The 14,645-nt window shown below is 30.5% G+C and carries 9 protein-coding genes; 4 read left to right on the top strand and 5 right to left on the bottom strand.

The features are described 5' to 3' along the window. The first annotated feature begins 163 nt into the window (after nt 1–163). The 3 genes from HGB55_RS04735 to acs are packed head-to-tail and all read left to right on the top strand — an operon-like array spanning nt 164 to nt 6,999. Nucleotides 164–2,794 (top strand): sensor histidine kinase, encoded by a 2,631-nt coding sequence (locus tag HGB55_RS04735; protein ID WP_168815165.1) that lies wholly within the window; start codon nt 164–166, stop codon nt 2,792–2,794. A gap of 2 nt (nt 2,795–2,796) precedes the next feature. Beyond that, a complete protein-coding gene (locus HGB55_RS04730) occupies nt 2,797–3,162 on the top strand; it encodes a response regulator transcription factor (RefSeq protein WP_168815164.1) in 366 nt (121 codons plus the stop codon). Between the two features lie 12 nt (nt 3,163–3,174). After that, nucleotides 3,175–6,999: an acetate--CoA ligase gene (gene acs, locus HGB55_RS04725; RefSeq protein ID WP_168815163.1), complete on the top strand. Its 3,825-nt coding sequence runs from the start codon at nt 3,175–3,177 to the stop codon at nt 6,997–6,999. A 39-nt stretch (nt 7,000–7,038) separates the two neighbouring features. Here acs and HGB55_RS04720 read toward each other — a convergent pair whose 3' ends face one another. From HGB55_RS04720 to HGB55_RS04700, 5 genes are all read right to left on the bottom strand, one after another. Continuing rightward, nucleotides 7,039–7,701, bottom strand: coding sequence for a PolC-type DNA polymerase III (locus tag HGB55_RS04720; RefSeq protein ID WP_168815162.1), 663 nt, complete (start codon nt 7,699–7,701; stop codon nt 7,039–7,041). After that, nucleotides 7,701–9,608, bottom strand: a complete 1,908-nt coding sequence (locus HGB55_RS04715; protein WP_168815161.1) for a DUF294 nucleotidyltransferase-like domain-containing protein — start codon at nt 9,606–9,608, stop codon at nt 7,701–7,703. Before HGB55_RS04715 ends, HGB55_RS04720 begins: the two co-directional genes overlap by 1 nt. A 62-nt stretch (nt 9,609–9,670) precedes the next feature. Further along, nucleotides 9,671–10,339, bottom strand: a complete 669-nt coding sequence (locus HGB55_RS04710; RefSeq protein WP_168815155.1) for a PolC-type DNA polymerase III — start codon at nt 10,337–10,339, stop codon at nt 9,671–9,673. Continuing rightward, nucleotides 10,336–12,258, bottom strand: a complete 1,923-nt coding sequence (locus HGB55_RS04705; RefSeq protein WP_168815153.1) for a DUF294 nucleotidyltransferase-like domain-containing protein — start codon at nt 12,256–12,258, stop codon at nt 10,336–10,338. Before HGB55_RS04705 ends, HGB55_RS04710 begins: the two co-directional genes overlap by 4 nt. Before the next feature lie 87 nt (nt 12,259–12,345). Continuing rightward, the gene (locus HGB55_RS04700; RefSeq protein ID WP_168815141.1) at nt 12,346–13,437 is read right to left on the bottom strand and encodes a M42 family metallopeptidase; all 1,092 of its coding nucleotides are present in this window, start codon (nt 13,435–13,437) and stop codon (nt 12,346–12,348) included. A 244-nt stretch (nt 13,438–13,681) separates the two neighbouring features. Here HGB55_RS04700 and HGB55_RS04695 point away from each other — a divergent pair, with 244 nt between their 5' ends. Next, on the top strand, nt 13,682–14,368 hold the full coding sequence (locus HGB55_RS04695) for a DUF4294 domain-containing protein (protein WP_371807804.1): 687 nt from the start codon (nt 13,682–13,684) through the stop codon (nt 14,366–14,368). The last annotated feature ends 277 nt before the right edge of the window (nt 14,369–14,645 follow it).

Here is a 14,645-nt window from a genome sequence, read left to right as displayed (position 1 = left end):
CTTATTGTACTTTCATTACTATTATTGTGTTTATTTAATGTTCCAATTATATTACTTTTTAATAGTAGCTTTAATATTTTAGGTTTTCCACTAATATATTTCTATATTTTTTTTATTTGGATAATAAGTATTATTGTATCATATATAATCCTAAAAAAGTATTATGAGTAGTTTTTTAGTGATTTTTATAATAATAGCTTATTTAGCCCTAATTTTTTATGTTGCATATTGGGCAGAGAAAAACTCAAAAAGTAAGTGGGTAAATAATCCTTATGTTTATACACTTTCTTTAGCAGTTTATTGTACAGCATGGACATACTATGGGAGTGTTGGATTAGCAGCTACCTCTGGTTTACAATTTTTAACTATTTATATAGGACCCATTATTATTATACCAAGTTGGATAATTTTAATGAAAAAAATAATTAGAATTTCAAAAGGAAATAAAATTTCATCATTAGCAGACTTTATTTCGTTACGTTATGGAAACGACCGCTTTTTAGGTGCTTTGGTAACAGTTGTATGTATTTTGGCAATTGTACCTTATATATCATTACAACTTAAAGCTATTTCAGAAACTTTTAATGTAATCACAAATCATAATATTGCAACAGATTATATTATAAACGATACTACTTTTTATATTGCAATACTTTTAGCAATTTTTGCTGCTTTTTTTGGCACACAGCATACCGATGCTTCCGAGCGTCATAAAGGGATCATAACCGCAGTTGCTTTAGAGTCAATTATTAAATTGGTTTTCTTTCTTGTAATAGGTGTATATGTAACGTTTTATCTGTTTAATGGCCCTGCTGATGTGTACGATAAAGCTTCAGGTTTACCAAATTTCAAAATTCAACAAAGTATTGATGGTTTAGAAGGAGGATTTAATTGGTTTTTACTAAGTTTTGTTTCTATGATAGCCATAATGCTTTTGCCAAGGCAATTTCAGGTTACAGTTGTAGAAAATGATCGTGAAAAGTATTTAAAAAAGGTAATTTGGTTATTTCCTTTGTATTTACTGTTGTTCAATATTTTTGTAATATTTATAGCCTGGGGCGGTAATATAATTTTTGAAAATCAAGAAGTTGATGCCGATTTATTTACGTTGATGTTACCACTTAATAACAATCATGAATTTTTAGCATTATTGGTTTTTTTAGGAGGTTTTTCGGCGGCAATATCAATGGTGGTTATTTCAACCTTAGCATTGTCAACCATGCTTAGTAATAACCTTATTATACCTTATGGATTTTTAAGAAAATTTAGTGAAGGTGAATCTGAAGAAAATACCGGGTCAATTAAAAAAATTCGTCGTATAGCTATATTTTCATTAATAATTATTGCCTATTTTTTCTATAAAAGTTTTACGTTAGACCACTCTTTGGTATCTATTGGTTTAGTTTCTTTTGTAATAATTGCCCAATTGGCGCCTTCATTTTTTGGAGGATTATTTTGGAGAAGAGGCTCGTCACTTGGAGCTAAATTGGGTATTATAATTGGTTTTATTATAACCTTTTATATTTTAGTTGTTCCATTTACCATCGATTCTCAATCAATATCTACTTCATTTGTTGAGGAAGGTTTGTTCGGACTCAGTTTTTTAAAGCCAAATGAGTTATTTGGATTACAAATTTTTGAGCCTGTACCTTCAGCAGTATTTTGGAGTTTATTTTTTAATACTATTGTTTACGTATTGGTATCAGTAGGAATTGTTAGCAGTTATAGAGAACGAAATTTTGCAGAAATGTTTGTTGATAGCAGCAAATATGCATCGTTACATGAAGATGCTTACGTTTGGAAGGGAGAGGCTTATGTTAGTGATATTAGAAAAGTTTTAACACGTTTTTTAGGTGAAGAAAGAACAGAAAGAGCTTTGAATTTGTTTTTTATGAAGTATGGAGTAGATAAAAAAAACAAATTGGCAGATGCACGTTTGGTAAATTTTTCCGAAAAATTATTAACAGGAAGTATAGGAAGTGCTTCTGCTAGAATTTTAATTTCATCAGTTGCCAAAGAAGAAGAAATAAGTTTAACTGAAGTGTTAAGTATTTTAGATGAAACGAGAAAAACCAAAGAATCTAATAAAGAATTAAAAGAGAGAGATAAACAAAAAGATGAATTTTTAGACACAGTTTCTCACGAATTAAAAACGCCAATAACCTCAATTAGAGCACTTTCTGAAATACTTTTAGATAACGATGATATTGAAAAAGCTACAAAAAAACAATTTTTGAAAAGTATTTTAAGCGAAAGTAAACGAATAAGCAGGCTTATAAATAACATTTTAGATTTAGAAAAACTGGCTACCGGTAAAGAAAAACTGGAACTTAATCAAAATTCAATTAAAAATACAATTCAAAAATCTATTGATGCAGTTAGTCAATTGAGTTTAACAAACGGAATCAAGATTAATAAAGAAGGAGTAAAAGATATTGAACTTATTTATGATGAAGATAGAATTCAGCAGGTAATTATTAATTTATTATCGAATGCCATAAAATTTTCAAATAAAGAAAATGGTTCAGTTTCGGTATTTACATACATCAATCAAAATAAAATTGAAATTTCTGTTGAAGATAACGGAAAAGGAATTGAAGTTGATGATCTTGTTTCAATTTTTGATAAATTCTATCAATCTAAAAATCAAACTATTGTAAAGCCTGAAGGTAGTGGATTAGGATTAGCAATAAGTAAACAAATTATTGAAAGTCATAACGGAAAAATTTGGGCTGAGAATATAAAACCTCAAGGAGCAAGACTAACATTTACATTACCATTAAATACAGATTAATAATGAAAAAGATTTTAATTGTTGATGACGAGCCAAATATTGTAATGTCATTAGAATACATTTTTAAGAAAGAGAATTTTGAAGTGTTTATTGCGCGTGATGGCGCAGAAGCTATTGAAATTGCAGAAAATAATATCCCCGATATTATTTTATTAGATATTATGATGCCAAAAGTAGATGGTTATCAGGTGCTTAATTATTTGAAATCAAGCGAAGAATTAAGCGATATTAGAGTAATAATTCTTTCAGCAAAAAATAAAATATCAGATGTTGAAATAGGAATGCAGTTAGGTGCAAACAAATATATCTCTAAACCATTTTCAACAAAAAAATTAGTAAAAGAGGTAAAAGAACTTTTAAAAAAATAAAAACTAAATAAAATGAGTTATCAAAAACATTATAATTACAGCATAGAAAACCCTGAGCAGTTTTGGGGTGAACAGGCCAATGAAATAAAATGGTTTAAGCAGCCGACTACTATTTTGTCAAAAGATGAAAATGGATTTGATCGTTGGTTTGATGACGGAAAATTAAATGTGTGTTATTTAGCGGTAGATAAACATATTGAAGATGGTTACGGTAGTCAAACAGCACTAATTTACGATTCACCTGTAACTCAAAGAAAAGTTACCTATTCTTATAATGAAGTTAAAAGTGAAGTTGAGCGTTTAGCAGGTGGACTTAGAGATTTAGGTGTAAAAAAAGGCGATACCGTTATTATTTATATGCCTATGATACCGCATGCAGCATTTAGTATGTTAGCATGTGCACGTATTGGAGCCATACATTCGGTTGTTTTTGGTGGTTTTGCACCTCATGAATTAGCTATTAGAATTGATGATTGCAAACCAAAAGTAATTATTACAGCAACTTCAGGTGTTGAATTTGACCGATTGATACCGTATAAACCTTTGGTTGATGAAGCTGTTGAAAAAGCAACTCACAAACCCGATAAAGTAATTGTATTTCAGCGTAGGTTAGGTGCAATTTTAACAAAAACGCACCGCTTTGTAGATTATAAAAAATTGGTAGAAAAATCAGAACCTGCCGATTGTGTAGAGGTTGAGTCTAACCATCCATTATATATTTTATATACTTCAGGAACCACAGGAAGACCAAAAGGTATTTTACGTGACAGTGGTGGTTATGCTACTGCACTGAAATACTCTATGAAAAATATTTATGGAGTTGAAGAAGGAGATACTTATTGGGCAGCGAGTGATGTTGGTTGGGTTGTAGGACATAGTTATATTGTTTACGGACCACTAATTAACAGAAATACTACGGTTATTTTTGAAGGAAAACCAATTAAAACACCTGATGCAGGCACATTTTGGAGAATTATAAGTGAGTATAAAGTAAATGTGATGTTTACTGCTCCAACTGCTATAAGAGCAATCAAAAAAGAAGATCCTGATGGCGAGTTGATGGAAGGTTACGATCTAAGTTGCTTAAAATACCAGTTTTTAGCCGGTGAGCGTTGCGATGTAGCTACATTAAAATGGTTGGAAGAAAAATTACAAATTCCGGTAATCGATCATTGGTGGCAAACAGAATCAGGTTGGCCAATGTTGTCTAATATGATGGGTGTTGAAGCTTTGCCTGTAAAACCGGGATCAGCAGCAAAACCTGTTAGTGGTTACAATATTCAAATTTTAAATAGAGAAGGAAAAGTACTTGGTCCAAATGAAGAAGGTTTTGTAGTTATCAAATTACCATTACCTCCCGGAAATCTTTTAAATATTTGGGGGAATACTGACAGATTTGTTGAAGGATACTTAAAACGTTATGACGGTTACTATTTTTCAGGTGATGGCGGTTATGTAGATGATGATGGTTATTTCTATATAACCGGTCGTGTAGATGATGTGATAAATGTAGCAGGTCACAGGTTATCAACAGCCGAAATGGAAGAGGTTGTATCTTCTAATCCTTCAGTTGCAGAATGTGCAGTTTTTGGTATTGAAGATCAGTTAAAAGGACAAGTTCCTTTAGCTTTAGTTGTATTAAAATCAGGAGATTATGTTTCTAGTTTCGAATTAGAATACAATATAAAGCAAGAGATTAGAAAAGTAATTGGAGCGGTAGCCTCATTAAAAAAGGTGTTGATAGTTAAACGTTTACCTAAAACTCGTTCGGGAAAAATACTGCGTAAACTTTTAAGAAATATTGCTGACGGTGTTGAGTATACAGTTCCTTCAACTATTGATGATTCTGAAATTATTACTGAAATTGAACACGAATTCAAGCTTCATAAAATTGGAACTTTTGAATTTGTAACTGAAGAAGAAAAAGAAACTTTAGACGATTTACAAGTTGATTCTTTTATTAAATATTATAAATCATATCAACATAGTGTGAATGATCCTGAAGGATTTTGGGCTCAAATTGCAAATACGTTTACTTGGCGTAGAAAATGGGATAAAATTGTTGAATACGATTGGGAAACTCCAAAATTTGAATGGTTTAAAGGCGCTAAATTAAATATAACAGAGAATTGTATCGATCGTCATTTAGAGAAAAAAGGTGATGATTTAGCAATTATATGGGAACCAAACGATCCAAATGAAGCAAATAGAACTTTAACATATAACGAATTACATACTGAAGTAAATAAATTTGCTAATGTGCTTAAAAACAATGGAGTTGTAAAAGGAGATAGAGTTTGTATTTATATGCCAATGGTTCCTGAGTTGGCAATTGCCGTATTGGCTTGTGCCCGAATTGGTGCTGTGCACTCAGTTGTTTTTGCAGGTTTTTCATCGGTAGCATTATCAACAAGAATAAATGATGCCGAGTGTAAAGTTTTACTAACAACCGATGGTGTTTACAGAGGTGCTAAACCAATCGATTTAAAAGCCATTGCTGATGAAGCTCTTGAAACGTGCCCAACTATAGAAACTTCAATTATTTTAAACAGAATAAATGCTGATGTTACTATGAAGGAAGGACGAGATATTTGGTGGCATGATGAGTTAGAAAAAGTGGATGCTACTTGCAAAGCAGTTGAAATGGATGCTGAAGATATGTTGTTTATTTTATACACATCGGGTTCAACAGGTAAACCAAAAGGTATGGTACATACATGCGCAGGTTATATGGTTCACACGGCTTACAGCTTTAAAAATGTATTCCAATACCAACATGGTGATGTTTATTTTTGTACTGCTGACATTGGTTGGATCACAGGTCATTCTTATATTGTTTACGGACCTTTAGCAGCCGGAGCAACAACATTAATGTTTGAAGGTGTTCCATCGTATCCTGATTATGGACGTTTTTGGCAAATTGTTGAAAAATATAAAGTAAATCAGTTCTATACAGCACCAACAGCTATTAGAGCTTTAGCAGCTCAACCAAATGAGTTGATTGAAAGAAACGACTTAAGTTCTATAAAAGTTCTTGGAACTGTAGGGGAACCAATTAATGAAGAAGCTTGGCACTGGTATAACGAGAAAATTGGTGAACAAAAATCTCCAATTGTAGATACTTGGTGGCAAACAGAAACAGGAGGTATCATGATTTCTCCATTGGCAGGTGTTACACCAACAAAACCAACTTTTGCTACACGTCCTTTACCTGGAATTCAACCTTGTTTAGTTGATGAAAAAGGAGAAGAGTTAAATACCAATCCAGCAGAAGGAAGATTGTGTATTAAATATCCTTGGCCATCAATGGCACGTACTATTTATGGAGATCATAAAAGATATAAAAACACTTATTTTTCTGCTTTTTCAGGAAAATATTTTACAGGAGATGGCTCATTTAGAGATTTAGAAGGTAATTACAGAATTACCGGTAGAGTAGATGATGTTGTGATAGTTTCTGGCCATAATTTAGGAACAGCTCCTATAGAAAATGTGATAAATGAGCATAGTAACGTGGTTGAATCTGCTATTGTTGGGTATCCTCATAACATTAAAGGTAATGCGTTGTATGCGTATGTTATTGTGTACGAAACTCCTGAAAATGAAGACTTTTTACGCAACGAGATCAATGAGTTGATTGGACGTACCATTGGGCCAATTGCCAAGTTAGATAAAATTCAGTTTGTTCCCGGATTGCCTAAAACCCGTTCAGGAAAAATTATGCGTAGAATTTTGAGGAAAATTGCTGAGAATGAAACCTCTAATTTAGGTGATATTTCAACGTTATTAAATCCTGAAGTAGTAGAAGCTATTAAGGAAGGATCATTGGTTAAATAGATTAACCCCAAAAACGCTCTCAATTTTTGAGAGCGTTTATTATATCAAGCCTTTTTTATCAGACACTCTAAATAAATCGGAGTAATATACAGTACGTTCAGTTTTTAATTTTGCTATTATTTTAAAAAATAATTGGGCAGTTATAAAAGCGTCACCTGCAGCTGTATGTCTGTCATGTTTTGGTATATTGAATTCGTTACACAAAACATCTAAATTAAAATGATTGTCTTTTTTTCCTTCTAATTTTTTATATAAAATACCGGTATCTAAATATTTATTTTTGAGTTTTGGAAGATTTAATCTTTTAAGTGCTGCATTAATAATTTCAACATCAAAAGCAGCATGATGTGCAATAAGTACGGAGTTTCCAATAAAATGAATAAACTTCTCAATAGCTTCGGCCTCAGTTATTTTTTGAAGATTTCCTTCTTTTAAAATGCCATGTATTTCAACTGATTTTGATGTAAATTCTTCTTGGTTTACATATATTTCGAAACTTTCAGCAATATCAATGGTATTATTCAAAACAGTAACTGCTCCAATAGATAAAATTCTGTCTTTAGAAATATCTAAACCGGTAGTTTCAGTATCAAAAACAACAAATTTTGTTGTTTCAATTTTTTTAGGAAGTTTTTTTTTGAACTTTTTAAGATATTGCTTCCAAAAATCAGGATGTTTTTTATGTGAAAACCATGAAATCATTACATCATCTGAGCTAAGTTATAACGAATATTCAGTAAATCCTGAATATCTTTAATAGGTTTAAAACATCCTTTTAATTTCAGTTTTTCGGATTTGCTTAATTTATTAAGGTTTACATAGCGACCTGAACTATTATTTTCTATACCTTGTTTTGTTCTAAAGTGCAATAATATTTTAAAAGAGTCGGCACAGTTTAAGTAAAGGTCTTTGTTTTGAGGCTCGGCATTTGCAATTTCTTCAAAACGTGTAATAGTATTATTGTTATCTTTTAAATTGTGCGAAAGAGCTATAAGTCTTGCTGCATCAACCAAAGGCATTAACGCTCTGCTTTTTATATCGAACTGATCTTTATGTTCTCCGTTATTTTCAACTAAAAACTGACGGAAAAATCCTAACGGCGGCGGATTTCTTAATGCGTTTCTGCCTAAAAAATTCAAGAAAATTTCGTAGCTTTCGATGGATTTAAAAATGCTTTCAGACATTTTATGTACTAAATTTTTATCACCATAAATTACGGAATAGTCAAAAAATATAGTGCATAACATCACGGCATCTTCTGTTGGTTTTGTAATCCACGTATTAAATTGGTTTTTCCATTCATTTAAAGATAAACACCATTTTGGGTTACTTGCCATCATTTCAGCAGGGCAATATTCATAACCAACAAAATTTAACTTTTCAGTTATTTTTTTTGCCAATTTAATAAAGTAATCTTTGGTTGTTTTGTAGTTTTCTTCAGGAACATCTTCAAAAACAATAGCGTTATCTTGATCTGTAATAAGTAATTGCTCTTTTCGTCCCTGGCTGCCCAAAGCTAGCCAACTAAATTTTACAGGAGGTTCGCTTTTCATTTCTTCAATAGAAAATTCGATTGCTTTACTAGTTATTACATCATTTATTTCTGAAATTATTTTTGAAATAAATGTTATTGGAATATGTTGTTCAATATAACTTTTAAGAAGGTTAGATGTTTTGTTTCGTATGTATTTTAAAGTGTTTATATTTTTGGATCGTTTGAGTTCTTTTACCAAAACTGAAGGATTATTACCATGAAGTACAACAATATCATGTTCCGATAAAACTCCAATAAGTTTAGAATTTGGTGTTCCGTTTTTGGTAATACACAAATGTGTAACTTTATGTTTAAGCATTGCTATTTGAGCTTCTGCAGTTGTTATATTTATTGGGAATGTTATAACAGGTGAGCTCATAATCTCAGTAACTTTGGCTTCAATAGAAATTAATCCTGTAGCTATTTTTAAGCGTAAATCTTTGTCTGTAATTATTCCAATAGGATTTTTATTTTCAACTATTAAAATGGAACCAACTCTTTTAGTGCTCATAATTTGAGCGGCTTCTTTTATTGAAGTATTTTTTGTGCAGGTAATAGGGTTTTTGCTGTAATCGGCAGTTTGAATGTCAGATAAATTGGAGTCAGATATTTCTTCATAATCAAATAATTGACGATCTTTATTTGCATAAGGTGTTTTAATATTGGTAGCAAAACTTGCAATTAAAAACTTATTTATCTTATCATTCGTTTTAATTATTTCCTTCAAAATTTCGACAGAAATGGCATATAATAAAGATTCTTCATTGGCTTTAGCACTCATTAAGTATTGATCGTTTTGTATAAGAGGTCTTAGGCCAAACAGATCTCCTTCATCACAAATATCAACTAAAATTTGATCGTTATCCATGGTTCGGTATAAGCCTATAGCACCTTCTTTTACAACATAAAAGTTAAGATGAGGTTTTTCGTTTTGTTTAAAAATGAAGTTGTCTTTCTCGAGATGAATAACTTTTACGTTTTCAGCAATTTTAAAAAGTTGTTCTTTTTCTAAAACATCAAAAGGAGGGAAGTCTTTTAAAAAATCTAATATGCGTTCTGCAATAGTGTTTTTCATAAAATTTTGAAACAATGATATGTATTAAAGTTACAAAATTTTGTGAATGAAAAAAATGGCAGTTATCTGTTTAATTGATAATTGGTAGCTAACAGGTCGTTTAAGTTAACAGCTTTATTTTTTTTGAATTTACTTGTTATTTTTAAAAAAATATAAGCTGTTAGAAGCGCATCGCCCAAAGCAGTATGCCTATCGTGCATTTTAACATTATAGATTTCGCATAAATCGTCTAAACTATACAATTTTTTATAAGGATTTGTTCCCGATAATTTTTTATGTAAATAATTAGTATCTAACAATCTGGATTTTATCGGACCAACATTTAAGCGTTTTAAAGCTTGATTTATCATTCCAATATCAAAAGAAGTATGATGAGCAACAATTACGGCATCATCTAAATAATTGATAAATTGAATAAGTGCTTCTTCTTCAGTTACTTTAATTTCATCGCCATTTCTTCTTATACCATGAATTTTTACAGTTTCCTTATTAAAAACATCTTGTTTAATATAAATCTCGAAAGAATCGGAAATTAATATTTTATTATTTTTAATTGCTACACCGCCTATACAAAGTATTCTATCTTTGTAAAAATCAAAACCGGTTGTTTCGGTATCAATAACAACAAATCGTATATTTTCATAATTACCATACTTTTTGTTGCCGTTCACTTTCTCTAAATGATCTTTCCAAAACTTAGGATATTGTTTTCTTGAAAAAAAAGGTATCATATTTGAGTTATTTGTGAGGTATTGAAACGAAGTTTTAATGCTTCTTGTACATTTTTTATAGGTTTAAAGCAACTTTTTAGTTTTAACCTGTCTGCTTTACTTAAAGTTCTTATGTCAACAAATTTACCACTGTCATTATATGTTAAACCTTGTAAAGTTCTAAATTGAAGTAAAATTTTAAATGCGTTGGCGCACGATTCAAATAAATCTTTGTTTTGAGGTTCAACTTCCATCAATTTCTCATATCTGGCAATAGTATTGTTGATTTTTAAATTATGAAATAATGAAAAAATTCTGGCTGCATCAACCAAAGGTCTTAGAGCTCTGCTTTTTATGTCAAAACTATCTTTGTTTTCGCCATCTTGTTCTACTAAAAATTGTTTAAAAAAGCCTAATGGAGGCGGGTTGTCTAAAGTAACTTTACCCAAAAAGCTTAAGAATATTTTATTTTTTTGAATATATCTAAAAACAGCATCAGCCATATTAGAATACAACTCTTGATTACCATAAATTAGTTCAAAATCAAAAAAGATAATGCTTAATAAAATTTTTTCGGCTATTGGATCTTTTACCCATTCTTTAAATTGATTTTTCCATTCACGTAATGATAAGCACCATTTGGTATTACTAGCCATTATGCCGGCAGGGCAATAATCAAAACCAACAATATTTAATTTTTCGGTTACTTTTTCGGCTAATGTTAAAAAGTAGGTTTTTACCAATTCGTATTGATCTTCTTCAACATTTTCAAAAACCAAGGCATTATCTTGGTCGGTCATTAATAATTGTTCTTTACGTCCTTGGCTTCCTAAAGCTAACCAAGCATAAGAAACCGGAGGTTTTTCTCCAATTTCATTAATTGATAATTGAATGGCTTTTTTTGTAATGGCAGTATTTATTTCTGAAATTACTTTGGTAACAAAATAAATAGGTATTTCTTGCTCTAAATACCCTTTGGTTAAGTCGGAAGCTTTGGTTCTAATATATTTTAACGTTTCAACATCTTTGGCATTTTTTATTTCTTTGGTAAGCATTATAGGGCTGTTACCTTGTGTTAGAACCAAATCGTGTTCAGCTAAAATACCAACAAGTTCAGATTTGTTTGTTCCGTCTTTTGTAATACATAAATGGGAAACTTTGTGTTTTAAAAGAGTAATTTGAGCCTCGGCAACAGTAATATTTTCAGGAAAAGTAATTACCGGGCTTGTCATAATATCTCTTACCTTATCTGTAATTTTAAATTGACCAGTACCTATTTTTATACGAACGTCTTTATCTGTAATAATACCAATCGGAATTTTATTTTCAGCAATTACAATTGAATTGATTAATTTTTCAGTCATTATTTTAGCAGCTTCCTGTACAGTAGTTTCCGGAGAGCAGGTAATAGGATTCTTATTATATTTTGCCGATTGTGTTTCGGAATAACTATTTTCTACTTTTTGGATAGCAGATATGTTTGCAAATAATTTTCCTTTATGTTTATCGGTAAAAGGATCGCGTGTGTTTGTAGCAAAACTTGCAATTAAAAACTGACTTACTTTTGGGTAATTTAAAATAATCTCATTAAATAAACTAATAGGTATACCATATAATATAGCTTCTTCATTAGCGGCAGCACCCATTAAATAATTCTCTTTCATTATTAAAGGGCGTAAACCAAATAAATCTCCTTCGTCACAAATATCTACTATGTGTTTTTTCCCTTCGCCAAATCTATAAAGTCTAACAGCTCCTTCATAAATAATATAAAAATGTTCATGAGGAATATCATTTTGATTAAACACAATTTGATCTTTTTCAAAATAAAGTATTTCCACATTTTTAGCTACTTCTAACAAAGTAGTTTTCGATATCAAATTAAAAGGAGGATAATCTTTTAAAAAATCTAAAATACGTTCAGCAATAGTGTTTTTCATAGTAAGCTGTTTGGGACTTTAAAAATACAAATTGATTATTATTTTTTATTAAAAAACCCTTTCAAACGAAAGGGCTTTGTTTAAAATTTATTTAAAGTAGCTAAAAGTTTCACCTTCTTTAATGTTTAGCAGTGTTTCGTAAATTAATTTAATCACATTTTCAACATCATCTTTATGAACCATTTCTACTGTTGTGTGCATATAACGTAATGCCAGTGATATTAAGGCTGAAGGAACTCCACCATTACTGTAAGCAAAAGCATCTGTATCGGTTCCTGTAGAACGAGATGAAGCCATACGTTGGAAAGGAATCTTTTTAGCTTCAGCAGTGTCAACAATTAAATCTCTCAATTTATTTTGAACAGCAGGAGCATAACTTATAACAGGCCCATTACCCGAAATTGTTTCACCTTCTTTCTTTTTATCAATCATAGGTGTAGTTGTATCATGACAAACATCGGTAACAATGGCAATATTCGGCTTAATGGTTTGTGTAATCATTTCAGCGCCACGCAAGCCAATTTCTTCTTGTACAGAATTTGTTATATACAATCCAAAAGGTAATTTAATATTGTTTTCTTTTAAAAGTCTTGCAACTTCAGCAATCATAAAACCACCCATTCTATTATCTAAAGCTCTACAAACAAAATTGTTTTTATTCAAAATAAAAAATTCATCAGGATATGTAATAACACAACCAACATGTATTCCTAAAGCTTCAACTTCTTCTTTCTTTTTACAACCAACATCAATAAATATATTATCTAACTTTGGAGTTTCTTCCTTATCTCTTAATCTTGTATGTATGGCAGGCCACCCAAAAACACCTTTTACAATACCTTTTTTGGTATGAATGTTTACAACTTTAGAAGGCGCAATTAAATGATCACTACCACCATTTCTAATCACATATATCAAACCTTCAGGAGTAATATAATTCACATACCACGAAATTTCATCAGCATGCCCTTCAATAACAACTTTAAATTTAGCATCCGGATTAATAACACCAACCGCAGTACCATAACTATCAGTTATAAAAGTATCAACATAAGGTTTTAAATAATCCATCCACAATTTTTGGCCTTCACTCTCATAACCTGTTGGTGAAGCATTGTTTAAATATTTTTCTAAAAAAGATAACGACTTTTTATTCAATATAGATTTTGTTTTACTCATAGTTCAATTAAAATTTCACCAAATGTACACAAGTTTTTAGCATTTATAAAAAAATATTTGGGCGTTCCCTGTCGGTCGGGTTTTCACTACTCGCTTTTTTTAAGTGTTATCCAACACTTAAAAAAGAGCTCAAACAGGTCGTTCAACCCCTAACGCAAAAAATAGCATTAACCAATACTATATTATATATATTGTATATTAAAATATTGTAATTTTGAAACACTTATAAATTGATGTGTACAGAATGATTAAAATTTATAAATACATTGTAGTTGTTTCATTAATATTTATGTGTAATTTTTTATTCTCACAAGAAAAAAATAAAACAGACTCAATACCATTAACTGAACAATATATAGTTTTTGAAGGTGATACTTTATTAATAGAACTTGATGAAGTTAAACTTTTAAAAAAACTGAAATTCAATTCAGGTTACGATAAACGATATTATTATTGGTTTCGAAAAAAAACTCTAAAAGCATATCCTTACGCAAAACTTGCATCAGAAAGGCTAGAAGAACTTAATAAACGACTCGAAAATATCAAGTCTAAACGAAAAAAGAAACAATATATCAAAATCATTCAAAATTATTTAGAAGGAGAATTTACAGACCAGTTAAAAAAACTTACCAGAACAGAAGGAAGGATTTTAATAAAACTAATACACAGGCAAACGGGCCATACTGCGTTCGATCTAATAAAAGATTTACGAAGTGGATGGAAAGCGTTTTGGTACAATACAACAGCAAATTTGTTTAAACTATCCTTAAAAGATACTTACGACCCCGAAAATAATAAAGAAGATTTTTTAATTGAAGATATTCTACAAAGAGCATTTATTGATGGTGTTTTAGAAGAACAACCTTCTAAACTCAATTTTAATTATCTGGAATTGAGCGCTAAACCAATCGAGATCCCTAAAAAAGATTAAACAATAATTATTTTTAACAAAAACGTTGTATAATCAAAAAAAATCTGCTAATTTAGTCGTCCGCTTTTTTCGGAAACAAAACTCCAAAAAAATATTTTAAAATAACTAACTTAAAATCAGCAGGTTGTTTTACACCTTCAAATTATTGGCAAAAAAAAGGTTTAAAAAGTTTGTAAAGGAATAAAAAAAGGTATTACATTTGCAACCGCTAAGGAGGAAATGGTGTGGTTGGAGGTTCAGAAACAAGGTGTAATAGATTTTAAAAAAAGCTGAATTT

This window comes from Lutibacter sp. B1, from assembly GCF_012524075.1.
GTDB lineage: Bacteria > Bacteroidota > Bacteroidia > Flavobacteriales > Flavobacteriaceae > Lutibacter.
Note: the sequence above shows the minus strand (reverse complement) of the source record. Positions and strands in the feature narration are given on the sequence as shown.